The organism is Arthrobacter sp. SPT-J7 (assembly GCF_059089965.1).
This window is the reverse complement of the sequence record NZ_JBNHFF010000011.1, coordinates 55,909-82,138: the sequence shown is the minus strand read 5'-3', so window position 1 is coordinate 82,138 and position 26,230 is coordinate 55,909. Positions and strand designations below refer to the sequence as shown.

Below are 26,230 nucleotides of genomic sequence, written 5' to 3'. Positions count from 1 at the left end.
GGATTGCGCCGGCACACGGCGGGAGGGGAGGAGCAGCCGCGTGCTGTGGTCGTTTGCGGGGCTGGGCACATTCCCCGACTGGGTCGTCGCCATTCTCGGCGTGATCGACATGGCCATCCGCATCATCGCCTTGGGTGTGATTCCCGGCAACCGCCGGCCCAATACCGCCATGGCGTGGCTGCTCGCCATTTTCTTCATCCCGCTGATCGGCCTCCTGCTCTTCTTCATGTTCGGCAGCTACCGGCTCTCGGAACGCCGGATCGCCAAGCAGGCGGAGATCAACCGCCGTGTCTGGGCCGCCACTCATGACCTGGAGGAGCCCCGCAGCCAGCGGGACGCACCGGCCTGGGTGCATTCGGCGGCCGAGCTGAACCGGCGGCTCGGTGCCTTCCCCATCGTGGACAGCAACCATGTGGAGCTGTACCCGGACTACGACGCCTCGATTGCCGCGATGACCAAGGCGGTGCGCGAGGCCCGCGAGTACGTGAACATCGAGTTCTACATCATGAGCAGGGACGCGACCACCGGCGAACTCTTTGCCGCGCTGGAGGAAGCCGCAGCCCGCGGCGTCCGGGTGCGCTTGTTGTTCGACCACATCGGAGCCCTCCGCGTGACTGGCTACCGCAAGTTCCGCCGCTGGCTGGACACCACCCAGATTGACTGGCGCCGTTCGCTGCCGGTGCTGCCGGTCCGGGGCCAGTGGCGCCGGATCGATCTGCGCAATCACCGCAAGATCCTGGTGGTGGACGGGCGGGTGGCCTTCACCGGATCGCAGAACCTGATCGAGCCCGGCTACCGGCGCACCTCCAGCGAAAGGATCGGCCGCAAGTGGGTGGAACTGATGGCGCGCTACGAAGGGCCCATCGTCACCGCACTGAACGTGGTGTTCGCGACCGACTGGTTAAGCGAGACCGACGACATCCTCGAGACCCAGCTCTTCACTCCGGTTCCATCCCGCGAGCCCGGCCCGATGACCTGCCAGGCGCTGCCCAGCGGCCCGGGCTTTGCCACCGAAAACAACCTGCGCCTGTTCAACACGCTGATCTATGCGGCAGTGGAGCGGCTGTCCATCTGCAGCCCGTACTTCGTGCCTGATGATTCGCTGCTCTATGCCATCACGACGGCGGCGCAGCGCGGGGTTGACGTGGAGCTCTTTGTCTCGGAGCTTGGTGATCAAGCGCTGGTCCACCATGCACAGCAGTCCTACTACCAGGCCTTGCTGGAGGCCGGCGTGCGGATTTACCGCTACCCCAAACCGCTGGTGCTGCATGCCAAGCACTTCACGGTGGACAACGAAGTGGCCGTGATCGGTTCCAGCAACATGGACATGCGCTCCTTCTCGCTGAACATGGAAGTCTCCGTGATGATGCTCGGCGACCACATCGTGGAGGAGCTATCCGATATCCAGGACAGCTATCGGGTGATTTCCAAGGAGCTCACCCTGGAGGAGTGGAGGAAGCGGCCGCGCTGGCAGCGCTACGTGGACAACGTGGCCCGGCTGACCGCCACGCTGCAGTAGCCGGGTGCGCTAGTCCGGGAACACCGCCCCCAGCGCCGAGAGCACGCCGAAGGCCTTGGCCCGCACCTCGTCCCACTCGTCGTCGGGCACGGAGTCGGCCGTGATCGCCCCGCCGACGCCCAGGCTGAGCCGGTTGCCGTCCATCACCAGCGTCCGGATCACCACGGACAGGTCCGCGGCCCCGTCCAGCGAAAAGTAGCCCACCGCGCCGGAGTAGACGCCGCGCGGTCCGGTTTCCAGCCGGTCCAGGATGTCCATGGTGCTGATCTTCGGCGCGCCGGTCATCGAGCCGGCCGGAAAGGCTGCCGCCACGGCTTCGGCTCGAACAGCGCCGGGCAACAGCTGCGCGTCAATGGTGGAGACCATCTGGTGCACGGTGGCGTAGGACTCGATGGCGCACAGCCGGCTGACCCGCAGCGAACCCGGTACGGCAAAGTGGCTCAGGTCGTTCCGCAGCAAGTCCACGATCATGATGTTTTCGGCCCGGTCTTTGACGCTGCCGGCAAGTTCCTGCACAACTGCCGCGTCGGCGTCGGGATCCTGCAGGCGGCGCCGGGTGCCTTTGATCGGTTCGGCCCGCAGGCCGCCGTCGGCAGCAATGCTGAGGAATCGCTCGGGAGAGGTGCTGGCCACGGTGAGTGACCCAAACCGCAAGAGGCTGGCAAAAGGCGCAGGATTGCGACGGCGGAGGAGCAAGTAGGTGTTGAGCGGATCCAGCGGTTCTTCTGCGGTGGCGTGCAGGTGGGTGGTCAGGCACACCTCGTAGGTATTGCCCTCACTGATTTCCGCCTGGGCTGCGCGGATCTTGGCCAGGTAGGCCTCGCGTGAGTCGCGGGACTGGAAAACCGGGGCGGTGGCCGGCCTTACCGGGTCAGGAGATGCGCCGGAAGCCGGTGGCAGGCTGCCGATGACTGCTGCAGTTTCGGCAATCCAATCAGTCGCTTCGGCCAGCTGGGACGGCCCGGCCAGGGCCAGCAGCCATGTGCACTGCCGGACATGGTCCAGCAGGACGGCGCGGCCGGCGAACAGCAGCGCGGCATCCGGGGCGGCGCTGTGGGCATGGTCCGGCAAGTCTTCCGGCAGCCCGGGGCAGGTGTCCTTGCCGCCGGTTTCACGTTTTAGCTCGTAGCCCAGATAGCCCAGCCAGCCCAACGCGAAGCTGCCGGGGACGTCCTCGGGCGCGGTGGCCGGGCGGTGTCGCCAGGCGCAGTCCAGCCAGCGAAAGAACCCGCCGCTGATCCGTGCGGTGGTGTTGTGCTGGCGCACCAGTGTGGTGCCGTTCCGGTGCTCGGCCCATTGACCGAAGCTGCCGCCGTCGTCGGCCATGATGCTGATCCGGTTCCGGTCCGCGGCTTCGTGGACGTTGGAACTGTCCAGCCAGACGCTGCGGGCCGAGCCGGCGTACAAGCGACGGTAGGCCGCCTCGGCGTCCGGATAGGCATCCACGCGTTCGGCCACCAGCCGGACGCCCGCGCGCGCCGTCCGCTCCGGGGCCAGAGCATGGTCAAGTGCGGGCAGCGAGGCCAAGGCCGACAGGACCTGCTCGGGGGCAGCGCCGGTGCAGCAGGATTCGACGACGATGTCCGCGGCGGCAGCTACGTTGTCGCCGGCCAGCCAGGCCTCCTCCTGGTCCGCCCACATGTCCCAGAACGGTTCATAGGTTGCACCGTCGCGGGCCAATGCCCTGGTCCGCCGGTCAACGGACGGAGCCTGCAGCCACACCACGGCGTCAAGCAGGCCGCGGGCGGCGGCGTGCGCAGCTCCAACTCCCTCCAGAACCACCACGTCGGCGGGTTCCGTGACCCGGGAGGCACCGTCGTCGTCCTTGTTCCAGTCCCACGCAATCCAGCGTCCGGGCTCGCCGGCTGCCAACGGACGCAGCACGGTGTCCAGGTAGCGCTGCTGTCCGCCGGCCAGTCCGTGCCAGCCCGGGTAGATGTCCTCCAGGTGGAACAGCGAGACGCTGCGGTGGATCCGCAGCAGCGCTGCCAGTTCCACCGCCAGCGTGGTTTTGCCGGATCCGGAGCGCCCGTCGACAGCAATCAGGACCGGCTTAGCGGGCATCGAGTTCCTTGCGGACGAACTCGATGATTCCCTTCAGCGCGGCGTCGATCATCTGCCAGCTGGCGTCGAAATCGGCGGCCTCACCGAACCACGGGTCGTAGATCCCCTGGGCCGAGGGAGCAAGGTGGCTGACGGCGGGGTCGAAGGAGCGCCACAGCCTGATCTTGTCCCGCGCTGCGTCGTCCGGCGCGCCGTTCCGCAGGTGGTCGTAGTGGTCCACGTCCAGGGCCAGGATCAGGTCGCGTTCGTCGTACCAGGAGATGTCGAACTGGCGGGCCCGGTGGTCCAGCGCGGTAAGGCCGGACTGCGCCAGGCGCTCGCCGGCCCGCTGGTCGATCGGCCGCCCCAGTTCCCAGCCCGTGGTGCCCGCGGAGTCCACGCTGACCTGGCCGCCCAGCCCGGCTTCCTGGAGGGCGCGGGCCAGCATCCGCTCGGCCATGGGCGAGCGGCAAATGTTGCCGGTGCAGACAGCGATGATGCGGTACATATGTCGAGTCTATGAGAAGGCGGCTACAGGAAAGCCAGCATCAGGCCGACCGCAATGAAAAGTACACCGAAGGCCCTGTTCATCACGGTCAGTCCGCGCACCGTCCGGGTGAACCGCTGGAAGGACCTGGCCGCCGCGGCGAAGAAAAACCACATGACCAGGATGTCCACCACGATGACGGTGGCTATCATGACCAGGTACTGCGGCAGTTGCGGCTGGTCCAGCCTGATGAATCCGGGCATGAACGCCAGAAAGAAGACGATCGCTTTGGGGTTGAGCAGGTTAACCCATACGCCGCGCTGGAACATGGAGAAGGCCGGCTCGTCGCGGCGCGCCGCTTCCACCTCCGCGCCGCCCTGCGGCGTGGCGAAGAACTGGCGCAGGCCAAGGTAAATCAGGTAGGCCGCACCGGCATACTTGATGGCGGCGAACAGCGCCGGGGAGTTGGAGACCAGCAGGCCCAGGCCCAGCGCCACAATGGCCACATGGATCACCAGCGCGGCCTGCTGGCCCAGGATGCCCCAGATGGACCGTTGGAAACCGGCATTGAGCGAGTTGCTCATGGTGTTGATGGCACCCGCGCCCGGGGTGAAGCTAATCACTACCGTGGCGCCCAGCAGCGCCAGCCAGATGGAGAATTGCACCAGATGATCCTACTGTGAGGGCCAGCACAACCCGGTCAGGTGTTCTACGAGGTTACGCGCCCTTTTCCGGCGCGCCCTTTTTCAACGCCGCCTCTTCCAACTCGCCGGGTCCCAACACCGCCTCTTCCAGCACCGCCATGGCCGCGTTGTGGCCGCCGAGACCGCTGACGCCGCCGCCGCGGCGGGCACCGGCACCGCACAGCAGGATTCGGTCATGGGCGGTGGCCACGCCCCAGCGCCGGGCGGGGGTGTCCAGTGGCTCGTCGTCTTCGGCGAACGGCCAGTCCAGCGGTCCGTGAAAGATGCTCCCGCCGGTGAGGTTCAGCGCCTGCTGCAGGTCGAGCGTGGTCTTGGTTTCGATACACGGTTCTCCGCGGTCGTCGCGCAGGATGCAGTCTTCGATCGGCTCGTCGAGCACCGAATTAAGCGAGGTCAGCACGGCCTGCTGCAACTGCGCGCGGATCGCGTCGTTGTTCTCCTCGGTGAGCAGCCGGTGCGGGGTCTGCAGCGTAAACACGGTGAGGGTCTGGGCGCCGGAGGCCTGCAGTTCAGGCGAGAGGATGGACGGGTCGGTGAGGGAGTGGCAGTAGATTTCCGCGGGCAGCGGATCCGGAATCCGGCCGTCGACGCCTTCCGTGAAGGCCCGCTCCAGCTGTGAGTACAGCTCGTTGATGTGGAAGGTCCCGCCAAAAGCCGCTTCCGGCGCCACCGTGCTGTCCCGCAGTTTCGGCAACCGGGACAACAGCAGGTTCACCTTGGCTTGTGCGCCCTCGGGCGGGGGACCCGGCGGCGTGGCCGGTTCGGCGCCGCCGGCGGCCAGCAGCCCGTTCAGGACCGTGGGCGAGACGTTGGCGAGTACCCGCTTCGCGGAAACAACGACGTCGGTCCCGCCGTCGTTGTACCGCACCTCTCCGTCCGGGGTCACCGCGATGGCCTCCGCCGAGGTGCGCAGTTCTGCACCGGCGCGGCGGGCGGCCGTTTCCAGCGCGGCGGTGACGGCGCCCATGCCGCCCTCGGGCACGTCCCAGTCGCCGGTGCCGCCGCCGACCACATGGTAGAGGAAGCACTTGTTCTGCTGCAGGTCGGCGTCATGGGCGCGGGCAAAGGTGCTGATCAGCGCGTCGGTAAGCACCACGCCGCGGACCGTGTCCGAGGCGAAGCTGCGCTCCAGGACGTCGCCGATCGGCCGGTCGATGAAGTCGTTCCAGGTCTCGTCGTCGCCCAGCCGGCGGCGCAGCTCGGAGCGGCGGGGCAGCGGTTCGGTGACAGTGGGCCAGACCGCCCGGGCCAGCCGGCCGGTGCGCTGGTAGAACTCGGTGAAGGCGCCGAAGTCTGCGGCGGCGCCTACGGCGCTGAAGGACGAGCGGGTGGCCTCCGGGTCCTGGTTGTCCACCAGCAGCCCGGTGCTCGTGCCCGGCAGCGGAGTGTAGGACGAGTAGCGCCGGCGCAGCAGCCGCAGGTCCAGGGCCAGGTCCTCGATGATGCGCCGCGGCAGCAGGCTGACCAGATACGAATAGCGGGAGATGCGGGCCCCGGTGCCGGGGAAGACTTCCGCGGATACCGCCGCACCCCCGAGCCGGTCTTCGCGCTCGAGCACCAGCACGCTCTGTCCGGCGCGGGCCAGATAGGCGGCGGCAACGAAGCCGTTGTGGCCGCCGCCGATGACCACGACGTCATACTGTCCGGGCATGTCCGCCAGATCCTGTCTGCTATTGGGTCAGGGTTTGCGGGCCAGGATCTCGCCGTTGGGAATCAGGAACCAGGCATCCGGCGCGTCGGCCCAAGCCAGCCAGCCCTGCGCAATCCGCTCCAGCCCGGCCTGGTCGAGCAGCCCGCGTTCCAGCGACTGTTCCGCGTAGGCCGAGTGCAGGACGCGCTCGGACCACACGTCGCCCTGCCAGCGGCGCTGTTCTTCGGTGGCGTACAGCCAATTGGACGACGACGGGGTGATCTCGCGGAAGCCTGCTGCCTGCGCCCAGGAAATCAGGTGCCGGCCGGCGTCCGGTTCCGCCCGGTTGCCGCGGGCAATCTGCTGGTAGGTGTCCATCCAGTCGGTGAGTTCGGGCAGCTCCGGGTACCAGCTCATGCCGTGGAAATCGGCGTCCCGCACGGCCACGATGCCGCCGGGCTTGACCACCCGCCGCATTTCGTATAGTGCGGCCACCGGATCGGTCAGGTGCTGCAGGACCTGGTGGGCGTGGACCACGTCGAAGGTGTCGTCGTCGAACTCGAGGTCATAGATGTTGCCGCCGACGAACGTGGCGTTCTCGATGCCGCGCAGCGCGGCGAGTTCGGCCGCCTGGGTCAGCACGTCATCGGACCGGTCCAGGCCGATGACCTGCCCGGGGGCGACCAGTTCGGCCAAATCAACGGTAATGCTGCCCGGGCCGCAGCCCACGTCCAGCAACATCATGCCGGGCTTGAGTTCGGGCAGAAGATAGGCTGCGCAGTCCTCTGCGGTGCGGATCGCATGGGCGTTGACCACGCTTTTGTGGTGGCCGTGGGAGTAGACCTCGTCCTTCATAGTGGGAGACTACTCTGCGCCCCTGCCGGCAAGTAGCTGCCGTGCCGGAATGTTGCGCTATTTGTCGACTCCGGCGGGCCCGTTCTCCGGCTCGTCGCTGCCTTGGGGCGCGTCGCCGGCCGGATTCCCGTTGCCGGCCAGGTCTTCGCCGCGGTCGGCGACCTCCAGGCAGGCAGCTGACGTGGCGGTGATGATGTCGGCCAGGAAGCCGGCGAGCCGCTGGCGGTCCTCCGCTGGGTAGCTGTCCAGTACCTGGCCGATGTGCCGGGCCAGCGGGGCGAACATCGCGCCGCCGGTGGCACGGGCCTTGTCCGTCAGTTCCAGGTACACCTTGCGGCGGTCGGTGTCGCTGCGCGTGCGGTTGACGTGCCCGGAGCGGTCCAGCCGGTCGACCAGTGCGGTGGTTGCCGGAGAGCTGAGGTGGAGTTCGGTCCGCAGCAGGCCGGGAGTCACGGTGCGGCCGGCGGCGGCGGCCCGGACCATTGCCGCGAGGGCGTTGAGGTCGGTGCGGTGCAGGGCATCCCGTTCGCTGACCGCCTCGATGTAGCGTTCGCTTTCGACGACGAACTCCTGCAACAGCAGCATCAGCCGGTCTGTGCGCGGTTCCACATGCCCTCCTTCCATCAATCCCCTCCACAGGATAGTTCACCCAGCGGTTATCTCCAGCGTGGAACTACTCTATAGTGGAGCTTGTTTTCGCTGCCCAGATTCCGAAGGACCGATTGCCATGGCCCGCTGGATCAGAATGCTCCTTCCCGCCTTGGTGGTGGTGGCCTGGCTGGCCGCCGCCAGCCTCGGCGGGCCGACGTTCGGCAAGCTCTCCGACGTCTCCACCAACGACCAGGCCGGATTCCTGCCGGCCAGTGCCGAGTCCACCGCCGCCGGTGAATGGCAGCAGCGCTTCCGCGGCTCCGACGCCGTGCCGGCCATCGCCGTCGTCGAATTTGCTGAGCCGATCCAGCCGCAGCAACTGGCAGACTACGCGCCGCTGGCCATACGGCTGGCGGAAGCGGCCGGCCTGGACAGCGGCGGTGCCAACCAGGTGGTGGGGCCCGTTCCGTCCGAAGACTTCGAAGCGGTGCAGTTCATCGTGCCGGTGCCGGAGAACCTGGATGCCGGCGAGGTGGTCACCGAACTGCGCGCGGTGCTGGCGGCCGGGCTCCCGGACTCCGCCACCGGCTACGTGACGGGCCCGGCCGGGTTCATCGCCGACCTTGTCGAGGCCTTCGGCGGCATTGACGGGTTGCTGCTGGGAGTGGCGTTGGGGGCCGTCTTCGTGATCCTGCTGCTGGTCTACCGCGCGCTCCTGCTGCCGTTCCTGGTGCTGCTGACCTCCGTGTTCGCGCTCTGTGCGGCCATTCTGGTGGTGTACTGGTTCGCGCTGCAGGGCTGGATCCAGCTCAGCGGCCAGAGCCAAGGCATCCTGTCCATCCTGGTGATCGGCGCCGCCACTGACTACGCCTTGCTGCTGACCGCCCGCTACCGCGAGGCGTTGGGGGAGCAGGAGTCGAAGTGGGCGGCGATGAAGACCGCCTACCGCGGTGCGGTCGAGCCCATTGCCGCTTCCGGTGCCACCGTGATCCTGGCGCTGCTGTGCCTGCTGTTCTCCGACCTGAACTCCAACCGCAGCCTGGGGCCGATCGCAGCCATCGGCATTGTGTTCGCCGTGCTGGCGGCGCTGACGTTCCTGCCCGCGGTCCTGCTGTTGACCGGACGCAGCGCCTTTTGGCCGCTCGTGCCCCGCCCCGGGCATCGCGCCCACATCGGCCAGCCCGAACACCCGGTGGCCGGAACCGAGGGCCTGCGCGGGTTGTGGCTCCGGATGGCCCATCTGGTGGCCCGGAGGCCGCGGGCCACCTGGATGGTGTCGGTGCTGCTATTGGCTGCCGGGGCGATGGGCGTGCTGCAGCTGCAGGCGCACGGAGTGCCGCAGTCGGAGCTGGTCCTGGTGACGACGGATTCGGCGGACGGACAGGACGCTTTGGTTCGGCATTTCGACGCCGGCGCGGGCAATCCGGCAGTCGTCGTCGCCGACGGCAGCCAGCGGGACGACGTGCTGGAGGCGGTCCGGGGCGAGGAGGGGGTTGCCTCGGCCGAGCTCTTCACCCGGGACGACCAGGTGGTGGAGCTCGACGGCCGGGTGATGATCAATGCCACGCTCAAGGATGTGCCCGACTCCGACGCGGCCGAGGCCACTGTTGCCGACCTGCGCACTGCTCTGGACGCAGTCGATCCGCAGGCCCTGGTTGGCGGCGTCACTGCGGTCGCGCTGGATACGAGTGTCACGGCGCAGGCCGACCTGTTGAAGATCGCGCCGATGGTGCTCGGCGTCATCCTGGTCATCCTGATCTTGCTGCTGCGCTCCATCCTGGCGCCGGTGCTGCTGATCCTGTCCGTGGCGCTGTCCTACCTGACCGCGCTGGGCGTCTCCGCGCTGGTCTTCAACCACGTCTTCGGATTTCCGGGGGCGGATGCCTCGGTTCCGCTGTACGGCTTCGTCTTCCTGGTCGCCCTGGGGATCGACTACAACATTTTCCTGATGACCCGGGTGCGGGAGGAATCGCTGCGGCTGGGCACCAGGCCCGGCATCCTCCGCGGGCTGGGCTCCACCGGCGGCGTCATCACCTCGGCCGGCGTGGTGCTGGCTGCCACCTTTGCCGCGCTGGGCGTGATCCCGATTCTGTTCCTGGGCCAGCTCGCCTTCATTGTGGCCTTCGGTGTCCTGCTGGACACTGTGCTGGTGCGTTCGCTGCTGATCCCGGCGCTGTCGTACGACATCGGGCCGAACATCTGGTGGCCGTCCAAGCTTGCCCGCAAGGAAACCTCGCAGCGTGAGCTGGTGGGAGCAGGCAGCGGGCATTCCGCGGGCTGACAGCAGCGCTGCCGGGTTGGCGGCGCACGGCGGGGGGCGAGGGTATCAACCAGTGCCCCCGCCGTCGTTGCCTTGCAGTGCCAAAGTTGAGCGAGATGCGCTCAACTTGATTGACAAAGCGAACAGCCCGAGTAAACTTGAGTGCAGAAGGCTCAATAGCCGCCGCTCCCGGCGGTGGCCGCCGGTTCAGTTCCGGCGCCCGGGCCGCCACAGTGAACAAGGCCGCCGCTGCGGCCGCAAAGGAAGGACACGCGTATGTCTCGTGCAGTAGGTATCGACCTCGGAACCACCAACTCCGTTGTCTCTGTTCTGGAGGGTGGCGAACCCACCGTCATCGCCAACGCCGAGGGTGGCCGCACCACTCCGTCCGTTGTCGCTTTTTCCAAGTCCGGCGAGGTGCTGGTCGGCGAGATCGCCAAGCGTCAGGCCGTGAACAACATCGAGCGCACCATTTCCTCGGTCAAGCGCCACATGGGCACCGACTGGAAGGTCGAGATCGACGGCAAGAACTACACCGCCCAGGAAATCTCCGCCCGTGTGCTGCAGAAGCTCAAGCACGATGCCGAGTCCTACTTGGGTGAGAAGGTCACCGACGCGGTGATCACCGTGCCGGCGTACTTCAACGACGCCGAGCGCCAGTCCACCAAGGAAGCCGGCGAAATTGCCGGACTGAACGTCCTGCGCATTGTGAACGAGCCGACCGCTGCCGCGCTGGCCTACGGTCTGGACAAGGGCAAGGAAGACGAACTCATTCTGGTCTTCGACCTCGGCGGCGGCACCTTCGACGTGTCCCTGCTGGAAGTCGGCAAGGACGAGGACGACTTCTCCACCATCCAGGTCCGCGCCACCTCGGGTGATAACCGCCTCGGCGGCGACGACTGGGACCAGCGCGTGGTGGACTTCCTGCTCCAGCAGGCCAAGGCCAAGGGCGCTGACCTGTCCAAGGACAAGATCGCCCTGCAGCGCCTGAAGGAAGCAGCCGAGCAGGCCAAGAAGGAACTCTCCTCTGCCTCCTCCACCAACATCTCGCTGCAGTACCTCTCGGTCACCCCGGAGGGCCCGGTCCACCTGGACGAGCACCTCAGCCGCGCGAAGTTCCAGGACCTGACCAAGGACCTGCTGGACCGGACCAAGAAGCCGTTCCACGACGTCATCAAGGAGGCCGGCATCAAGGTTTCCGACATCGACCACATCGTCCTGGTGGGCGGCTCCACGCGCATGCCGGCAGTGGTTGACCTGGTCAAGGAGATGGCCGGCGGCAAGGAGCCGAACAAGGGCGTGAACCCGGACGAGGTCGTGGCCGTGGGTGCGGCCCTGCAGGCCGGCGTCCTGAAGGGCGAGCGCAAGGACGTGCTGCTGATCGACGTGACCCCGCTGTCGCTGGGCATCGAGACCAAGGGCGGCATCATGACGCACCTGATCGAGCGCAACACAGCCATCCCGACCAAGCGGTCCGAGACCTTCACGACAGCTGACGACAACCAGCCGTCCGTGGCCATCCAGGTCTTCCAGGGCGAGCGCGAGTTCACCCGCGACAACAAGCCGCTGGGCACCTTCGAGCTGACCGGCATCGCCCCGGCTCCGCGCGGAGTGCCCCAGGTGGAGGTCACCTTCGACATCGACGCCAACGGCATTGTGCACGTCTCCGCCAAGGACAAGGGCACCGGCGCCGAGCAGTCGATGACCATCACCGGCGGCACCGCGCTGTCCAAGGACGACATTGACCGCATGGTCCGTGAAGCCGAAGAGCATGCTGCCGAGGACAAGAAGCGCCGCGAGGCCGCCGACACCCGCAACTCGGCCGAGCAGCTGGCCTACTCCGTTGACAAGCTGCTCGCCGACAACGACGACAAGCTGCCGGAAGAGGTCAAGACCGAGGTCAAGGCCGACGTCGACGCTTTGAAGTCTGCCCTGGAAAAGCAGGACAACGACGACGAGGTCAAGGCCGCGTTCGAGAAGCTCCAGACGTCGCAGTCCAAGCTGGGCGAGGCCATCTACTCGCAGGCCCAAACTTCCGGCGCAGCCGGAGCCGACGGCGCTCCCGCCGGTGCGGGTACCTCCGGGACCGGCGCTGACGAGGACATCGTGGACGCTGAAGTGGTCGACGAAGAAGACGAGAAGAAGTAACCATGGCGGAAAACGGTAACGAAGAAGAACACCAGTCAGAGCCGGTGAACTTCCGCGACAACCGCAAGATCGACCCGGAGACCGGAAAGGTCCGCGGAGCTGCTGCCGGTAGCGGCAACGGCAATGCTGACCAGGCTGCAGGAACGACTTCCGCAGCCGGTCAGGGTGCGGACGCGGACGCGCTGGCCCAGGCGGAGGAAATCCTCAACGGGGCCGAGGTCCCGGCGGGGGAGTCAGTTGCCCAAGGCACCACGTCGCAGGAAGCCGAGGAGCTCAAGAACGATCTGCTCCGGCTGCAGGCCGAGTACGTGAACTACCGCAAGCGGGTGGAACGCGACCGTGCGGTGGCTGGCGAGATGGCCGTCATCGGCGTGCTGAACTCGTTGCTTCCAGTCCTGGATGACATTGACGCAGCGCGCCAACACGGCGACCTGTCCGACGGTCCGTTCGCGGCCATTGCCACCAAGCTGGACAACGTGCTGAAGACCTACGGCCTGACCCGTATCGAGGAGACCGGCGTGGAGTTCGACCCGAACATCCACGAGGCCCTGATGCAGCAGCCCGACGCAGAGGTGGAAGTGGACTCGGTCAGCCAGATCCTGCGGCTGGGCTACAGATCGGGTGACCGCGTGCTGCGCGCTGCCCAGGTAGTGGTGGCAGTACCGGCTGAATGACGCCCCCGGGTGCCATGACGCTTGAGAACAGATGACGGGTTGGTTTCCGGTCCGCCGGAAGCCAACCCGTCATCGTCCGGGCCGGAAGGCCCATAGACTTTTGTGAAACTGAAAGGAGGCGCCTGCATGGCTAGCCAGGACTGGGTCGAGAAGGACTTCTACAAGATCCTCGGTGTCTCCAAAGATGCGTCTGACGCAGACATCAAGAAGGCGTACCGCAAACTCGCTCGGACGCACCATCCGGACACCAATTCGGGCGATGCTGCCTCGGAGAAAAAGTTCAAGGACGTCTCCGAGGCTTACTCCGTCCTGTCCGACCCGCAGGAGCGCGAGCAATACGACGCGATCCGGGCGATGGGCAGCGGCGCCCGCTTCAGTGCTGGAGGGCCGGGCGCCGGAGGGCCTGGTGCCGGCGGCTTCGAGGACATTTTCGGCAACCTGTTCGGCCAGGGGACCCGCACCCGTACCAGCACCGCCGGCAACGTGCCGCCGGAGTTCGCGGACCTGTTCGGCGGCTTCGGCGGCTACCAACAGCAGCCCCCGCGCAAGGGCGCTGACCGCACCGCGAGCACCAGCATTTCCTTTGCCGGTTCCATCAACGGCACCACCATCGGATTGCGCGAGCCCAGCGGCGAAGTCATCGATGTGCGGATCCCCGCCGGTATTAAGGACGGGCAGAAGGTCCGCGTCCGCGGCAAGGGTCAGCCGGGTCCGGCCGGCGCCGGCGACCTGATGGTGACCGTCAACGTCAAGCCACACCCCTTTTTCCAGCGCGACGGCGACAACATCCGGATCCACGTCCCGGTGACCTTCCCGGAGGCCGCGCTAGGGGCGCAGATCGAAGTGCCGACGCTTTCCGGTGAATTCGTCAAGGTCAAGGTGCCGGCCGGCACGCCGTCCGGTCGGACACTGCGCGTGAAGGGGCGCGGGGTGAAGACGTCGAAGGCCACCGGGGACTTGCTGGTAACCATCGATGTGGTGGTTCCGCAAAACCTTGGCAAGGAAGCAGAAGACGCAGTCAACGCCTTTGCGGCGGCGACAGCAGGATCGGACCCGCGCGGCAACCTTGCCGCCAAGGCACGGTTGTAGCGGGCCGGATTTTCAGCAGACCGGAAGGACCGGGCGGTAAACGCGCGCAGCGCAGGAGGGAGAGCACCGTGGGTATAGATGTGGATACGCCGATTTTCGTGATTTCTGTGGCCGCCGAACTGGCTGACATGCACCCGCAGACCCTGCGCCAGTACGACCGCCTCGGTCTCGTCTCACCGTCGCGTCAGCGGGGCAGGCAGCGCCGCTATTCCCAGCAGGATGTGAATACGCTGCGCGAAGTCCAGCGGCTGTCCCAGGAAGGTGTCTCGCTGGAAGGGATCAAGCGGATCCTGCAGTTGCAGAACGAGGTTGCTGCCCTGCGGGCCCAGGTCCGGGATTTGTCCGAGGAACTGATGTCCCAGCAGCGCCGCGCGGATTCCAGCCGCGTGTTCGCCGCGGGGCTGGCCGGAGACGTGGTCAGTCTGGTCCGCGGCCAGCGGCCTCGTCCGCGCAGTCAGGCCCTGGTGGTTTGGCGCCCGCAGCGCTAATCCGTTCGCGGGCCGCCGCCCGCCGTGCCAGTTCCATGGCTCCGGCAATCCGAGCGGCCAGCGCTCCGCCCACCCCCGGGACGGCCAGCAACTCCTCGACCGAGGCCTGCCGCAGCCCGGCCGGACCTCCCAGTTTTTTCAGGACCGCCTGCGCTAGTTCGATGCTGCTGGCCGTGCGGGATCCGGAGCCGACTACCAGCGCCATCACTTCGGCGTCGCGCAGCCGGCGCATTCCGAAACGGGCAAGGCGCTCGCGCGGCCGGTTTTCTTCGGGCATCTCGGCAATGCTGGTATGGCTGTTCATGGCTTCACGGTAAGGCCGCAACACGCCAGCCCCGGAGGCCCTGCCGGCCGGTTGTGGACGGCGGCTGCTTGAGCCCGCTTGTGTAGGCAGGCTCCCTTGGCAGGGCACACCTCAGCCGCGAACCGCAAAGCTTGCGGACGCGTGGCGACGGAGTAAACCCGCAGCTGCCGTGCCCCTGCTGGGCAGCTGCGGGCGGATGGTGGCGCGTATTACTTGATCATGTCCCCGTTGGGGGCGACCACGTACCAGACCTCGTTCACGTCCTGCCCGGTGGTGTCGCCTGGGGATTTGTCCTTGGCCCAGTAGTAGATGGGCATGCCGTTCAGGGTGACTTGGTGCAGCCCGTCCGGAGTCTCGATGAGCCCCACCTTGGCGGTAACCCCTTCCAATTTCGGCTTTGTTTCAGCCAGTACCGGCGGCCAGGCCGCCAAGCACTCGCCCGTGCAGGCGCTCTTGCCCGAGTTGGGAACATCTTTGGTGAAGTAGTAGACGGTCATCCCTTTGCCGTCCACTACGATCTTGCCAAGCTTGGTCTCCGCGGTGGTCAGCGTGCTGGCGGCGCCGGCCGCTTCGCCGCTGGACTGCCCGCCACCCGACATCTGCGGAGAGGGCGATTCGCTGGCCATGCCGGATTCGCTGGCCATGCCGGATTCGCTCGCCGACGGCGCTTGCGTCGCGGCGGGCCCCTCGGTACCTGAATTGCCGCCACAACCGGCCAGGACCAGCATGCCAGCGGCCAGCAGGGCGGCCCGGGCTGTCTGTGTGATTTTCATGTGGGTTCCTTTGCCGTCTCCCCGGGCGCTGCCCGGAGTGCGGTGCCGCGGGGTGCGACCCGCTATTGGAAAAGACGCCGCACGAGCCCACAATGGTTCAACGCCGGGTGGACGGCATCTGTCGGCACCACGCCGGGCGGACGGCATCTGTCGGCACCATGCTTCTGGGAACGGGTGAACCGACAGGCCGCCGCCGTCGTCGTACTGGGTAGAAGAACCGGGCGCCGACGCCGCCGGCTTCTGACGGTGCGGTTTCCCGCTCAGGGAGGAGGCAGCCGTGGCACTTGATGACGAGGCCGTGGCCCGCCTGTACCGCGAGCACGCCCCAGCGTTGCGGCGGTTCGTGCGCGCAGCCACCTCCAACGCCGACCAAGTGGAGGACGTCGTTCAGGAAACCATCCTGCGGGTGTGGAAGCGCGGCCCGGAAACGGACAACATGCGCGGCTACCTGTACCAGACGGCCCGGCACGTCATCATCGACGGCTACCGGCGCCGCAGCCGGCGGCCGGAAGAGACCGAACTGGGCGAAGACGAGCCGAACGGTGACGAAGACCCGTTTGATCGACTACTGCTGCGGGTGGTCATGGAGGAAGCTCTGGCGCGAATCAGCACGGACCACCGCAATATTATTGTCGCCTTGCACTACCAGCGGCTCACTGCTCCTGAAGCCGCGCAGTCGCTGGGCATTCCGCTGGGCACAGTGAAGTCGCGAGCGTTCTATGCGGCCAAGGCTTTACGGTCGGTACTGGATGAGATGGGGGTGGGTCAGCCGTGAATACCAGCGAGGAACAGCACCAACTGCTCGGCCTCTACATCCTGGGCGGACTGGATCGTCATGAACGGGCGTTCTTCGAAGAGCATCTGGCCGACTGCCCGGAGTGCCGGCGGGAAGCCGCCGAACTGGAATCGCTGCCGGACCTGCTGGACGCACTGCCGCGCAACGTGGCGCTGGACCTGGAGTCCCCGCCGCCGCAGGAAGTCGAGCAGCGCACCCGCGAACTGATGGATGAACTGGCCCGGCGGCGAAGGAAAGAACGACGACGATGGACCGGGCTGGTGGCGGCCGTGGCGGGGGTGTGCCTGGTGGCCGGGGCATCGGTCGGGCCGCTGCTGGCCCAGCAGCAGCAACCGCAACCGCCGTCGGACACCTACACCATGACTGCCGACGGCGGCCTGCAGGTTGAGGTTGCGCTGCTGCCCAAGACCTGGGGGACGGAGATGGAAGTGGCGGGGCAGGAGCTGCCGGAGAGCGGCATCCTCACCCTGTGGGTGACCGGCAAGTCCGGCTACACCTATCAGGTGGCATCCTGGCAGGGCACTCCGGCCGGCCGGGCCACCCTCACCGCGGCTTGCGCCATGGACACCGACCAAATCGCCTCGGTGGAACTACGCAACGAGTCGGATACCACGCTGGCGGCGGTGACCACCGACTGAGCCCGGGCGGGCGGATCAGTTCCGGTGGGGATCAGTTCCGGCGGTAGGCGAGGTCGAAGATCATCCGTCCCGCGTCGTGTGCCTTCTGCTCGAAGCTGGTCATGGTCCGGCCGTCGAAGCGGGGCGCCCAGCCGCCGAGCTCGTCCATGCCCTCACCGGTGCTGGCGTTGCCGGTGCTGACCGGAACCTTGCCCTCGCGGACCGGCGCGCCGCCCACTACCCCTTCGACGCCGCTCTCCCACACCTGGGTCAACGGGCTGTCGGCGCCGCTGCGCTCGCCGGCGTGCAGATTGGTGAAGTCCGGCGACGCGTCGGCAACCCGGCGCATTTGGATGGCGTAGTCGGACCAGTCCGTGGCCAACCGCCAGATCCCGCCCGGCTGCAGTACGCGGGCGGCGAGCCTGACGAAGCTTTCCTGCACCAGCCGGCGCTTGTGGTGGCGGGTTTTGTGCCAGGGGTCGGGAAAGAATACCCAGAGCTCGGCGAGCGAGGACTCGGGCAGCATCGTGGCCAGGGCTTCGGGTGCGTTGACCTGCGCGACGCGGACGTTGGTCAGGTTGCGCTGGCCGATCCGCAGCAGGGTCTGCGCCAGCCCGGGACGGTACACCTCCAAGGCAAGGAAGTTCCGTTCCGGGTCCTGTTCGGCGGCATGGCAAACGGCTTCGCCCAGGCCGGAGCCGATCTCCATTACCAACGGGGCTTCGCGCCCGAAGGCGGCTGCCGCATCGAAAACGTAGTCCGGGTCCACGGTGGTGTCGCCGCCTGCCCGGGGGAGGTCGATGGCGAACTTCGGTGCGTAGTCGTCCCAGGCCTGCTGGCGCCGGCCCTGCAGCCGCGAGCCGCGGCGCACAAAGCTGACCGGCTGGGCGAGGTGGACGGGCGGCGTGAGGCGCGCACCGACGTCGTCCGCGGAAGAATCAGGGGTGGGGGAGTTGCTGGTCATCCCTACCAGCGTATCGCCAGTGCGGGTGCGGCCCGGCCGTGCTGCTAGACTGGGGGTACTCGAAAACGTCATTGATGCGTTTTCCTGCGTCGATGAACGCTTTCATTTGCACCGCTGCTTTTCCGTCTGACGACGTGACCGGACTGATCCGGGGCGGTTGGCACTGTCTGATTTTTCTTCGGCGACCCTGGGCTAACCTGCCGCGGGGACACTGACCGGAAGACATTTGCACTTATTATGACTACTTTTGCTGCCCTTGGCGTGCCCAAGCCCCTCGCTGCGAAGCTCGCCGCCGACGGCATTGAAGCGCCGTTCCCCATCCAGACCGAGACGCTGCCCGATACGCTGGCCGGCCGCGATGTGCTAGGCCGCGGCCGCACCGGTTCCGGCAAGACGCTGGCCTTTGCGCTGCCGCTGGTGGCACGGTTGGCGGAGCGCGAAGCCGCCCATTTCCGCAAGCCGGGCCGCCCGCTGGGTCTGGTGCTGGCGCCCACCCGCGAGCTCGCCACGCAGCTTAACAACACCATCGAGCCGCTGGCCGCGGTGCTGGGCCTGAACACCACCGTGATCTACGGCGGCGTTTCCCAGCAGCGCCAGGAAAAGGCGCTGCGCGCTGGCGTGGACATTGTGATTGCCTGCCCGGGTCGGCTTGAAGACCTGATGAAGCAGAAGATCATCACGCTGGAATCGGTGGAAATCACGGTACTGGACGAGGCCGACCACATGGCCGACCTGGGCTTCCTGCCCGTGGTGAAGAAGTTGCTGGACACCACGCCGACCGGCGGCCAGCGCCTGCTGTTCTCCGCCACACTGGACAACGGCGTGGACAAGCTGGTGCAGCGCTACCTGTCCAGCCCGCTGACGCACTCGGTGGACGACCCGCAGGCAGCGGTCACCACGATGGAACACCACGTGTTCGTGACGCGCGACGCTACGGAAAAGAAGCAGGTGCTCAACAAGCTGGCAGCCGGCACCGGCCGCCGCGTGCTGTTCACCCGCACCAAGCACCACGCCCGCAAGCTGGCCAAAGCGCTGACGGCTGCCGGCATCCCGGCGGTGGACCTGCACGGCAACCTGTCGCAGAACGCCCGCGACCGCAACCTGGCCGAGTTCTCCTCCGGCGACGTACGTGTGCTGGTCGCTACCGACGTGGCGGCCCGCGGCGTGCACGTGGACGATGTGGAACTGGTGATCCACGTTGACCCGCCCACCGAGCACAAGGCGTACCTGCACCGTTCGGGCCGGACCGCTCGCGCCGGTTCCGATGGCACCGTGGTGACCCTGGCGCTGCCGGCAGAGCGCCTGGAGGTCGGCAAACTGATGAAGGCCGCCGGAGTGGACGTGGCGTTCGAGAACGTCACGGCCTCCTCTGAACTGCTGGCGAACCTGGTGGGCGAAGTCGCCGCGCCGGTGGATCCGCAGCTGCGGGCCCAGCAGCAGGCAATGAAGCAGCCACAGCGCGGCGGCGGTACTTCTACCGGCGCCAACGCCCAGCGCAAGCGGGCCCTGCGCACCGGTGGCGGCCGCAGCAACGGTGGCTCCCGCGCCGGAGGAGCACCCCGTACCGGCGAAGGCCGCCAGCAGGCCGGTGCCGCCCGCGGCGGTCGGTCCGAGGCCGGTCAGCGCCAGCCGTCACGCGGCGACAACCGCGGCCGTTCGCAGGACGTTGCCGCCCCCAGCCACGGCGGCCACCGGAGTTCCTCCGCGACTTCGGCTTCAGCCGGGCGCCAGGGCCAGACGGCCGGGGGCGGCCGCACCGGCTCGGGCGGCTCACGCTCCGGCGGTGCGGGCCGTTCGGGCGGCGCTCCGCGCACGGCCGGCGGTTCGCCGCGCGCTGCCGGCGGCACCCGGCCGGTCTACCGCTCGGAAAGCCCGGCCGCCGAGCGTCCGGCCCGGCGCGGACCGCGCCGCGCAACCGCTCCGGCCTCCCAGGAGAAGCGCCGCACCAGCTAGCGGGTCCAGTCAGCTAGCCGGTCCAGTCAGCTAGCCGGTCCGACTAGCCAAGCCGACTAGCCAAGCCGACTAGCCAAACCTGGCCCGACTTCGGAGACCACCACACTAATAAAGGCCGCAGGGCCGACCCTCCATCTGGCAGGGCGGCTCTGCGGCCTTTGTTGTGCCGTGGGGCAGTTGCGACCCGCGGCCAGATATATCCCCGTCGTCCAAGTCAGGGGTTGTAGGGGGTGCCCTCGCCGAGGACCCCTGAGTTGGTCCCGAACGCAGGGGCCGTGGAGGATGATGTCGAAGCCGGGCCCTGACCTGGCGCTGATCGGGTGCCTCCACCAGGGGGCCACGCCCGCCGCGTCGGACAAAGCGCATGCGCTGCCGGAAGTCAGGGCTCAGGGGCCGCTCAGGGACATCCCGCATAGCGGGCCGGGCACAACAACGGTCAGAATGGTGGCATGAAGGCCCTTCTAAACATTATCTGGCTGCTTTTCGGCGGCATCTGGCTGGCCCTGGGATACTTCCTCGCCGGCATCGTGTGCTGCCTGCTGATCGTCACGATCCCGTTCGGCATTGCGTCGTTCCGGATTGCGGGCTACGCGTTGTGGCCGTTCGGGCGCATGGTGGTGGACCGAGGCGGACGCACCTACTTCCTGTCCACAGTGGGAAACATCATCTGGATCTTCGTTGCCGGCATCTGGATCGCGATCGGGCATGTGCTGACGGCCATCGCGCAGGCCATCACCATCATCGGGATTCCGCTGGCGATTGCGAACCTCAAAATGATTCCGGTGTCGCTCACCCCGCTGGGCAAGGAAATTGTGTCAACCGACCGGACGTTCCGCGGTTTTGTTGCCGGGTATCAGCCGGGCACGGCTGCCTGGCGCTAAAGTGTGCGCCCGGCCCGCGCCGGCTCGAGGCAGGGCGGGGAGCACGCGTCGCCGCACCGGGCGGCAAGCGTCGCCAGCCCGGGGAGGCACGCTACTCGATCGTCATTCGGCGGCTGTCGCTGAGCCCCGGGCCGCGGCGGGCCGATGCGGGCACCACAAACCGCCGTCCTGTCACGACGGTGGGCACTATCCGGGCGAAATTGTTCTTCTCACCGGACTGCCAAGGGAACAGCGGCAGCAGGGCCGATTCCAGAACATCGTCGATGCTGGTCATCCGCTGGGCGATGCCTCGCGCCACCGCGCTCCACGCAACGCTGGTGTCCGGATTGAACCCGTCGACCTCCAGCACTACCTCGTTCGCCAAGGCAGCGTCGAGCTTGGTCCCCGGGGCGGAACGGAATACTAGACTTCCGTGGTCGACGACGTAATTGACCGGGAAGATCTCCGGGTGCGACTCGACGATGACGCCGAGCCGGCCAAAGTCTGCGCTGCGGAACAATCTCCAGCAATCGTCCGCCGGCAACTGGGTGGTTGATGACGGCATCTCGTTCGCGGTGGTCATGGCATCAGTGTATTGGTCCGCGGCGGGCCGGGACAGGGCCGCGACTCCGCCGAATACGCGCGGGTTTGCCGCCGCAGAACCGGCTCGGAAATTCACGGCCGATGTGGTGCAATGCTCCCCATTATGTGTTGGAATTACCACACGGGCCGCACGCGGCTGAAGGGGAAGGCCGGGCGCATCGATCGGTCAGTGGGGGGAGACAGCGCCTGTGCCCATGAGGAGGAGGCTCTGCCATGTCCGAACTGACTTCGGATCTATCCGGCGAGTGGCGGTTCGATCCGGCGCATACCCGGATCGGTTTTTCCACCCGCCACGCTATGGTGACCAAAGTCCGGGGAGCGTTCAATGACATCGAGGGCGTCATCCACGCCGACGTGGACAATCCTGCCAATTCCTCAGTCAGACTCACCATCAAGGTCGCCAGCATCGATACGCGCAGCCCGCAGCGCGACCAGCATCTGCGGACCAACGATTTCTTCGATGCGCCGAACTACCCGGAGATCACGTTCGTCAGCACCCGGATCGATCAGGTGGAGGCCGGAAACTTCATTGTGAACGGCGACCTCACCATCCGCGGCGTCACCAAACAGGTGGCAGTGCCGATCGACTTTATCGGCGTGGAACGGGACCCGGGCGGCCAGCTGCGGGCAGGCTTCGAAGGCTCCCGGCGCATCGACCGCCAGGACTTCGGCGTTAAGTGGAACACGGCGCTGGACTCGGGCGGCATGCTCGTCTCCGACCGCGTGATGCTGGAATTCGAAGTCTCCGCCGTCAAGGTGGAGTCCACCGCCCGGCAGTAAGGGACTTGCGCACCGCGCCCGGCTGGAGGCGGTCACCGTCGCCGGCGCCAGCTGCGCCGGTGAGAGCGAGTGCTCAGCCCTCGGCCGGATAAACCGAGACCAGTGCTGCAAAGCCGCGCCCGCTGACCTCGGCCGGAACTGCCGAGCCAACCACGGTGTCGTACGTGTCCAGCGGGTGGTTGGTGCCGTCCGCCGTCGCCTGCGCCTGGCCTTGCAGCAGCATCAGGAACTGTCGGTCGGCAACAGCCAAAGTTTGTTTCTTGGAGAGCTCGACGATCAATAGTCCCGCGCCCCAGGTCCCACGCCGGGCCATGACATTCAACGCGCGGCACGGTCCGGTGGGCAGGCTGCATTCGGCGCTGCTGCCGCCGTCGAACCGGAAGGGCCGGAAGCGTTCCATCTTGTGCTGGACGCCGTCCACAGTGAGGAAGGCGACGTCGCCGTCCACCACGGTGAAGATCCGGTCCATGCCGGGAAATTCGGAGAAGCTGCCGTCCGAACCGATGTCCGCCAGGCTCAGCCGCCAGGCCGGGAGCCCGTCAGCGCCCAGGGCGCCGGCCGCCACTTCCCGAGTCACCCCGCCGCCGTTCCGCCACCGCTGTTCCGTCAGCGACGCTGCAGGGATGATTTCCATGGGACTCCTTGTCCGGATGCTAAAGCTGCCGGTCCCAGTTCAGCACATATGCATCTTGGTAGCCGTCCGGACCGCTGATGGCAGCCGACGCGTCGCGTTCGAAGCCCAGCGACGTGACAATGCGGATGGACGCGGTGTTGTTCGGATGGATCAGCGCGAGGATGGGCGGGAGCTCCAGGAATTCATTGACATGGACGACGACGGCGCCCACCGCCTCGCGCCCGTACCCTCGGTGCCACACGGAGGGGTCGAAGCGGAAATAGAGGTTCAGCACCGGCCGGCCGGACAAGGAAACATGCTTTACCCCGGCAAACCCGATGGGGTCTTCGCGGCCGGGAAGGCGGACGGCGAAGTAACCCACGCCGTGGTTCTCCCACTGGGCTTCCCAGCGCTGGAAGAGCCCGTCGGCTTCCTCGTTCCATTGCAGCGCCTCCGAAGGATTGAAACGCGTGGTGCGCCGGTCGGAGAGGATGCGGAACATGGCGTCGATATCTCCCGGGGTCGGCTGGTTCAGCAGCAGCCGGGCGGTTTCCAGCATCGTTTCCATTGGCCGCCCACCTCGGTTCTGAATGTTGGAGCCTGTCCCGCCTATAGCCTAGGCGTCCCGAGCCCTTCCGGGCAGGCCGTGGGAGCGACAGGATAGTAGGTGTCAACGGATCCCGCAGCCTGTGGATAACTTTACTTTGAAAGTTGAGTTGACTAGACTCAAGTTAGCTATTTTGACCAGTACCGCTGCGGCTGGCCAGATCCGTTACGGAGGATGAGGAGATAAGCGTTGGACGCTAAATTCACCACCAAGAGCCAAGAAGCGCTGTCGGCTGCTGCCATGAATGCGTCGACGGCGGGCAATCCGCAGATTGAGCCAGCCCACCTGCTCAAGGCCCTGATGGACCAACGCGACGGCGTGGCCGTCGCCGTGCTGAAGTCTGCCGGCGCGGATCCGGATTCGGTCAGCGTGCAGGCGAGCACCGCGATCAAGGCGCTGCCGTCGTCGTCGGGGTCTTCGGTGGCGCAGGCCCAGTATTCCCGGGGGCTGCTGCAAGCTGTCCAGGCTGCCCAGCAGGAGGCGGAGCAGTTGGGGGATTCCTATGTCTCCACCGAACACCTGCTGCTTGGGCTCTCGGCGGACAGCGGCGCCGTCGGGAAGATCCTGCGGGACGCCGGAGCGTCCCATGAGGCGCTGCTCGCCGCGCTGCCGGGCGTGCGCGGGGACCGGAAGGTTAACAGCGCGGACCCCGAAAATACGTTCCAGGCGCTGGAGAAGTTTGGTACCGACCTGACCGCCATTGCGCGTTCCGGCAAGCTGGATCCGGTGATCGGCCGCGACGCGGAAATCCGCCGCGTGGTCCAGGTGCTCTCGCGCCGGACCAAGAACAATCCGGTGCTGATCGGCGAGCCCGGCGTCGGCAAGACCGCCGTGGTCGAGGGGCTGGCGCAGCGGATGGTAGCCGGCGACGTACCCGAATCGCTGCGCGGCAAGACGCTGATGGCACTGGACCTCGCGGCCATGGTGGCCGGTGCCAAGTACCGCGGCGAGTTCGAGGAGCGGCTGAAGGCCGTGCTGGAGGAGATCAAGAACTCCGACGGACAGATTGTCACCTTCATCGACGAGATCCACACCGTCGTCGGCGCCGGGGCTTCCGAGGGATCGATGGACGCGGGCAACATGCTCAAGCCGATGTTGGCCCGCGGTGAGCTGAGGCTGATCGGCGCCACCACGCTGGACGAATACCGCGAAAACATTGAGAAGGACCCGGCGCTTGAGCGCCGCTTCCAGCAGGTCTACGTGGGCGAACCGAGCGTGGAGGACACCATCGGCATCCTTCGCGGGCTCAAGGAACGCTACGAGGCGCACCACAAGGTCTCGATCGGCGACTCGGCCCTGGTGGCCGCGGCGACGCTGTCCAATCGGTACATATCCGGCCGGCAGTTGCCGGACAAGGCCATCGACCTGGTGGACGAGGCTGCCTCCCGGCTGCGGATGGAAATCGACTCGGCGCCGGAGGAGATCGACCAGCTGCGCCGCTCCGTCGACCGCCTCACCATGGAAGAACTGGCGCTGGCCAACGAAACGGACGCGGCCTCGCGGGAGCGGCTGGAGGCGCTGCGCGCCGACATGGCGGACAAGAAAGAACAGCTGGCCGGCCTTAACTCCCGCTGGGAAGCGGAGAAGGCCGGACTGAACCGGGTGGGCGACCTGAAGGCCAAGCTGGACGAGCTGCGCTCGCAGGCGGACAAGTCCCAGCGCGAGGGCGACCTGGCGGAGGCTTCCCGGATCCTGTACGGCGAGATCCCGACGCTGGAGAAGGAACTGGCCAATGCACAAGCCGCCGAAGAGCAGGGCGGCGCCGACCGCGACCTGATGGTCTCCGAGGAGGTGACCGCGGACGACATCGCCGAGGTCATTTCCGCGTGGACCGGCATCCCGGCCGGACGCATGCTGCAGGGCGAAAGCCAGAAGCTGCTGCATATGGAGGAGTACATCGGTTCCCGGCTGATCGGCCAGAGCAAAGCCGTTGCCTCGGTGTCCGACGCCGTCCGGCGCGCCCGCGCGGGCATCAGCGATCCGGACCGGCCCACCGGCTCGTTCCTCTTCCTGGGCCCCACCGGCGTCGGCAAGACGGAACTGGCCAAGGCGCTGGCGGACTTCCTGTTCGACGACGAACGCGCCATGGTCCGGATCGACATGAGCGAGTATTCGGAGAAGCACTCCGTGTCCCGCCTGGTCGGTGCCCCTCCCGGTTACGTGGGCTACGAAGAAGGCGGCCAGCTCACCGAGGCCGTGCGCCGGCGGCCGTATTCGGTGGTGCTGTTGGATGAGGTGGAGAAGGCCCATCCCGAGGCCTTCGACATCCTGCTGCAGGTGCTCGACGACGGACGCCTCACCGACGGGCAGGGCCGCACGGTGGACTTCCGCAACGTGATCCTGGTGCTGACCTCCAACCTGGGCTCGCAGTTCCTGGTGGATCAGTCCATGGACCAGGAGACGAAGCGCGAAGCCGTCCTGAACGTGGTGCACGCAAGCTTTAAGCCCGAGTTCCTCAACCGGCTGGACGACGTGATCATCTTCGACCCGCTGAGCATCGACGAGCTGTCCCGGATTGTTGACCTGCAGGTGGCCTCGCTCGCCGCCCGGCTGGCCGACCGGCGGCTGGTCCTGGAGGTAACGGACGCGGCCCGGGAATGGCTGGCCTTGGCCGGCTTCGACCCGGCCTTTGGCGCCCGGCCGCTGCGCCGCCTGGTGCAGCGGGAGATCGGCGACAAACTGGCCCGCGGCCTGCTGGCCGGCGAGATCAGCGACGGGGACACGGTGCTGGTGGATGCGCCGCAGATCGACGCCGAGAACGGGGCCGGCGGCCTCACCGTACAGGCCAAGGTGGGCGCCTTCCGGAACGGCTAGCGCTGGCCGCTCCCAAAAACAGAAAAGCCCGGCGACCGTCGCATCAGCGGCGGTCGCC

General features: G+C 67.1%; 24 protein-coding genes. 12 read left to right on the top strand and 12 right to left on the bottom strand.

Going from position 1 to position 26,230, the window contains the following annotated elements; all coding sequences use genetic code 11:
- Positions 1–40 precede the first annotated feature (40 nt).
- On the top strand, positions 41–1,519 hold the full coding sequence (gene cls / locus AC5RWX_RS16180; RefSeq protein ID WP_493939187.1) for a cardiolipin synthase: 1,479 nt from the start codon (positions 41–43) through the stop codon (positions 1,517–1,519).
- 9 nt (positions 1,520–1,528) lie between these two features.
- On the opposite strand, the gene pabB is transcribed toward cls, so the two are convergent.
- Genes pabB through AC5RWX_RS16150 form a run of 6 tightly spaced genes read right to left on the bottom strand, consistent with a single transcriptional unit; the run spans position 1,529 to position 7,847 of the window.
- Positions 1,529–3,583, bottom strand: coding sequence for an aminodeoxychorismate synthase component I (gene pabB, locus AC5RWX_RS16175; RefSeq protein ID WP_493939186.1), 2,055 nt, complete (start codon positions 3,581–3,583; stop codon positions 1,529–1,531).
- Positions 3,573–4,070: a low molecular weight protein-tyrosine-phosphatase gene (locus AC5RWX_RS16170; RefSeq protein WP_493939185.1), complete on the bottom strand. Its 498-nt coding sequence runs from the start codon at positions 4,068–4,070 to the stop codon at positions 3,573–3,575. Before AC5RWX_RS16170 ends, pabB begins: the two co-directional genes overlap by 11 nt.
- 23 nt (positions 4,071–4,093) lie before the next feature.
- Positions 4,094–4,714 carry a LysE family transporter gene (locus tag AC5RWX_RS16165; protein WP_493939184.1) on the bottom strand — a complete coding sequence of 207 codons (621 nt, stop codon included), beginning with the start codon at positions 4,712–4,714 and terminating at the stop codon, positions 4,094–4,096.
- A gap of 52 nt (positions 4,715–4,766) precedes the next feature.
- A complete protein-coding gene (locus AC5RWX_RS16160; RefSeq protein ID WP_493939183.1) occupies positions 4,767–6,404 on the bottom strand; it encodes a phytoene desaturase family protein in 1,638 nt (545 codons plus the stop codon).
- 27 nt (positions 6,405–6,431) lie between these two features.
- A complete protein-coding gene (locus tag AC5RWX_RS16155) occupies positions 6,432–7,238 on the bottom strand; it encodes a class I SAM-dependent methyltransferase (protein ID WP_493939182.1) in 807 nt (268 codons plus the stop codon).
- A gap of 57 nt (positions 7,239–7,295) precedes the next feature.
- Positions 7,296–7,847, bottom strand: coding sequence for a MarR family winged helix-turn-helix transcriptional regulator (locus tag AC5RWX_RS16150; protein WP_493939181.1), 552 nt, complete (start codon positions 7,845–7,847; stop codon positions 7,296–7,298).
- A gap of 118 nt (positions 7,848–7,965) precedes the next feature.
- Between AC5RWX_RS16150 and AC5RWX_RS16145 the strand changes: the two genes are divergently transcribed.
- The 5 genes from AC5RWX_RS16145 to AC5RWX_RS16125 all read left to right on the top strand — a co-directional run bounded on the left by AC5RWX_RS16145 (position 7,966) and on the right by AC5RWX_RS16125 (position 14,488).
- Entirely contained in the window at positions 7,966–10,110 is a 2,145-nt protein-coding gene (locus AC5RWX_RS16145; RefSeq protein WP_493956611.1) for an MMPL family transporter, read from the top strand.
- A 255-nt stretch (positions 10,111–10,365) separates the two neighbouring features.
- Entirely contained in the window at positions 10,366–12,237 is a 1,872-nt protein-coding gene (gene dnaK, locus AC5RWX_RS16140) for a molecular chaperone DnaK (RefSeq protein WP_493939179.1), read from the top strand.
- 2 nt (positions 12,238–12,239) lie between these two features.
- Positions 12,240–12,911: a nucleotide exchange factor GrpE gene (locus AC5RWX_RS16135; RefSeq protein WP_493939178.1), complete on the top strand. Its 672-nt coding sequence runs from the start codon at positions 12,240–12,242 to the stop codon at positions 12,909–12,911.
- A gap of 126 nt (positions 12,912–13,037) precedes the next feature.
- A complete protein-coding gene (locus AC5RWX_RS16130; RefSeq protein WP_493939177.1) occupies positions 13,038–14,000 on the top strand; it encodes a DnaJ C-terminal domain-containing protein in 963 nt (320 codons plus the stop codon).
- Positions 14,001–14,068: 68 nt separating this feature from the next.
- Positions 14,069–14,488, top strand: a complete 420-nt coding sequence (locus tag AC5RWX_RS16125; RefSeq protein WP_493939176.1) for a heat shock protein transcriptional repressor HspR — start codon at positions 14,069–14,071, stop codon at positions 14,486–14,488.
- Here the strand turns inward: AC5RWX_RS16125 and AC5RWX_RS16120 are convergent.
- Both AC5RWX_RS16120 and AC5RWX_RS16115 read right to left on the bottom strand, forming a co-directional pair.
- On the bottom strand, positions 14,418–14,792 hold the full coding sequence (locus AC5RWX_RS16120) for a UPF0758 domain-containing protein (protein ID WP_493939175.1): 375 nt from the start codon (positions 14,790–14,792) through the stop codon (positions 14,418–14,420). The two genes, AC5RWX_RS16125 and AC5RWX_RS16120, sit on opposite strands and share 71 nt — an antisense overlap.
- A gap of 209 nt (positions 14,793–15,001) precedes the next feature.
- Positions 15,002–15,565, bottom strand: a complete 564-nt coding sequence (locus tag AC5RWX_RS16115) for a COG4315 family predicted lipoprotein (RefSeq protein WP_493939174.1) — start codon at positions 15,563–15,565, stop codon at positions 15,002–15,004.
- A gap of 277 nt (positions 15,566–15,842) precedes the next feature.
- Here AC5RWX_RS16115 and AC5RWX_RS16110 point away from each other — a divergent pair, with 277 nt between their 5' ends.
- Positions 15,843–16,340, top strand: coding sequence for a sigma-70 family RNA polymerase sigma factor (locus tag AC5RWX_RS16110; RefSeq protein WP_493939173.1), 498 nt, complete (start codon positions 15,843–15,845; stop codon positions 16,338–16,340).
- Entirely contained in the window at positions 16,337–16,999 is a 663-nt protein-coding gene (locus AC5RWX_RS16105; RefSeq protein WP_493939172.1) for an anti-sigma factor family protein, read from the top strand. The genes AC5RWX_RS16110 and AC5RWX_RS16105 overlap by 4 nt, the downstream gene beginning before the upstream one ends.
- A 31-nt stretch (positions 17,000–17,030) precedes the next feature.
- Here the strand turns inward: AC5RWX_RS16105 and trmB are convergent, their stop codons facing one another.
- A complete protein-coding gene (gene trmB / locus AC5RWX_RS16100) occupies positions 17,031–17,942 on the bottom strand; it encodes a tRNA (guanosine(46)-N7)-methyltransferase TrmB (RefSeq protein ID WP_493939171.1) in 912 nt (303 codons plus the stop codon).
- Between the two features lie 237 nt (positions 17,943–18,179).
- Between trmB and AC5RWX_RS16095 the strand changes: the two genes are divergently transcribed.
- Together AC5RWX_RS16095 and AC5RWX_RS16090 are read left to right on the top strand one after the other, a co-directional pair.
- Positions 18,180–19,895, top strand: a complete 1,716-nt coding sequence (locus tag AC5RWX_RS16095) for a DEAD/DEAH box helicase (RefSeq protein ID WP_493944953.1) — start codon at positions 18,180–18,182, stop codon at positions 19,893–19,895.
- Between the two features lie 449 nt (positions 19,896–20,344).
- The gene (locus AC5RWX_RS16090) at positions 20,345–20,776 is read left to right on the top strand and encodes a YccF domain-containing protein (protein ID WP_493939169.1); all 432 of its coding nucleotides are present in this window, start codon (positions 20,345–20,347) and stop codon (positions 20,774–20,776) included.
- A 91-nt stretch (positions 20,777–20,867) separates the two neighbouring features.
- Here the strand turns inward: AC5RWX_RS16090 and AC5RWX_RS16085 are convergent, their stop codons facing one another.
- Positions 20,868–21,338, bottom strand: a complete 471-nt coding sequence (locus AC5RWX_RS16085) for a pyridoxamine 5'-phosphate oxidase family protein (RefSeq protein ID WP_493944952.1) — start codon at positions 21,336–21,338, stop codon at positions 20,868–20,870.
- A gap of 233 nt (positions 21,339–21,571) precedes the next feature.
- Between AC5RWX_RS16085 and AC5RWX_RS16080 the strand changes: the two genes are divergently transcribed.
- Positions 21,572–22,138 (top strand): YceI family protein, encoded by a 567-nt coding sequence (locus AC5RWX_RS16080; protein ID WP_493944951.1) that lies wholly within the window; start codon positions 21,572–21,574, stop codon positions 22,136–22,138.
- A gap of 73 nt (positions 22,139–22,211) precedes the next feature.
- On the opposite strand, the gene AC5RWX_RS16075 is transcribed toward AC5RWX_RS16080, so the two are convergent.
- Both AC5RWX_RS16075 and AC5RWX_RS16070 read right to left on the bottom strand, forming a co-directional pair.
- On the bottom strand, positions 22,212–22,772 hold the full coding sequence (locus AC5RWX_RS16075) for a HutD/Ves family protein (protein ID WP_493944950.1): 561 nt from the start codon (positions 22,770–22,772) through the stop codon (positions 22,212–22,214).
- 19 nt (positions 22,773–22,791) lie between these two features.
- A complete protein-coding gene (locus AC5RWX_RS16070) occupies positions 22,792–23,319 on the bottom strand; it encodes a GNAT family N-acetyltransferase (RefSeq protein WP_493944949.1) in 528 nt (175 codons plus the stop codon).
- 228 nt (positions 23,320–23,547) lie between these two features.
- On the opposite strand from AC5RWX_RS16070, the gene clpB reads away from it, so the two are divergent.
- Positions 23,548–26,172 (top strand): ATP-dependent chaperone ClpB, encoded by a 2,625-nt coding sequence (clpB, locus tag AC5RWX_RS16065; protein WP_493939164.1) that lies wholly within the window; start codon positions 23,548–23,550, stop codon positions 26,170–26,172.
- Positions 26,173–26,230: the final 58 nt, after the last annotated feature.

Bases quoted from the DNA above. Each gene is read 5' to 3' on its own strand.
- pabB (WP_493939186.1), bottom strand. From the start codon at position 3,583: ATGCCCGCTAAGCCGGTCCTGATTGCTGTCGACGGGCGCTCCGGATCC.
- AC5RWX_RS16170 (WP_493939185.1), bottom strand. From the start codon at position 4,070: ATGTACCGCATCATCGCTGTCTGCACCGGCAACATTTGCCGCTCGCCC.
- AC5RWX_RS16160 (WP_493939183.1), bottom strand. From the start codon at position 6,404: ATGCCCGGACAGTATGACGTCGTGGTCATCGGCGGCGGCCACAACGGC.
- AC5RWX_RS16155 (WP_493939182.1), bottom strand. From the start codon at position 7,238: ATGAAGGACGAGGTCTACTCCCACGGCCACCACAAAAGCGTGGTCAAC.
- AC5RWX_RS16145 (WP_493956611.1), top strand. From the start codon at position 7,966: ATGGCCCGCTGGATCAGAATGCTCCTTCCCGCCTTGGTGGTGGTGGCC.
- dnaK (WP_493939179.1), top strand. From the start codon at position 10,366: ATGTCTCGTGCAGTAGGTATCGACCTCGGAACCACCAACTCCGTTGTC.
- AC5RWX_RS16135 (WP_493939178.1), top strand. From the start codon at position 12,240: ATGGCGGAAAACGGTAACGAAGAAGAACACCAGTCAGAGCCGGTGAAC.
- AC5RWX_RS16130 (WP_493939177.1), top strand. From the start codon at position 13,038: ATGGCTAGCCAGGACTGGGTCGAGAAGGACTTCTACAAGATCCTCGGT.
- AC5RWX_RS16120 (WP_493939175.1), bottom strand. From the start codon at position 14,792: ATGAACAGCCATACCAGCATTGCCGAGATGCCCGAAGAAAACCGGCCG.
- AC5RWX_RS16115 (WP_493939174.1), bottom strand. From the start codon at position 15,565: ATGAAAATCACACAGACAGCCCGGGCCGCCCTGCTGGCCGCTGGCATG.
- trmB (WP_493939171.1), bottom strand. From the start codon at position 17,942: ATGACCAGCAACTCCCCCACCCCTGATTCTTCCGCGGACGACGTCGGT.
- AC5RWX_RS16095 (WP_493944953.1), top strand. From the start codon at position 18,180: ATGACTACTTTTGCTGCCCTTGGCGTGCCCAAGCCCCTCGCTGCGAAG.
- AC5RWX_RS16090 (WP_493939169.1), top strand. From the start codon at position 20,345: ATGAAGGCCCTTCTAAACATTATCTGGCTGCTTTTCGGCGGCATCTGG.
- AC5RWX_RS16085 (WP_493944952.1), bottom strand. From the start codon at position 21,338: ATGACCACCGCGAACGAGATGCCGTCATCAACCACCCAGTTGCCGGCG.
- AC5RWX_RS16080 (WP_493944951.1), top strand. From the start codon at position 21,572: ATGTCCGAACTGACTTCGGATCTATCCGGCGAGTGGCGGTTCGATCCG.
- AC5RWX_RS16075 (WP_493944950.1), bottom strand. From the start codon at position 22,772: ATGGAAATCATCCCTGCAGCGTCGCTGACGGAACAGCGGTGGCGGAAC.
- AC5RWX_RS16070 (WP_493944949.1), bottom strand. From the start codon at position 23,319: ATGGAAACGATGCTGGAAACCGCCCGGCTGCTGCTGAACCAGCCGACC.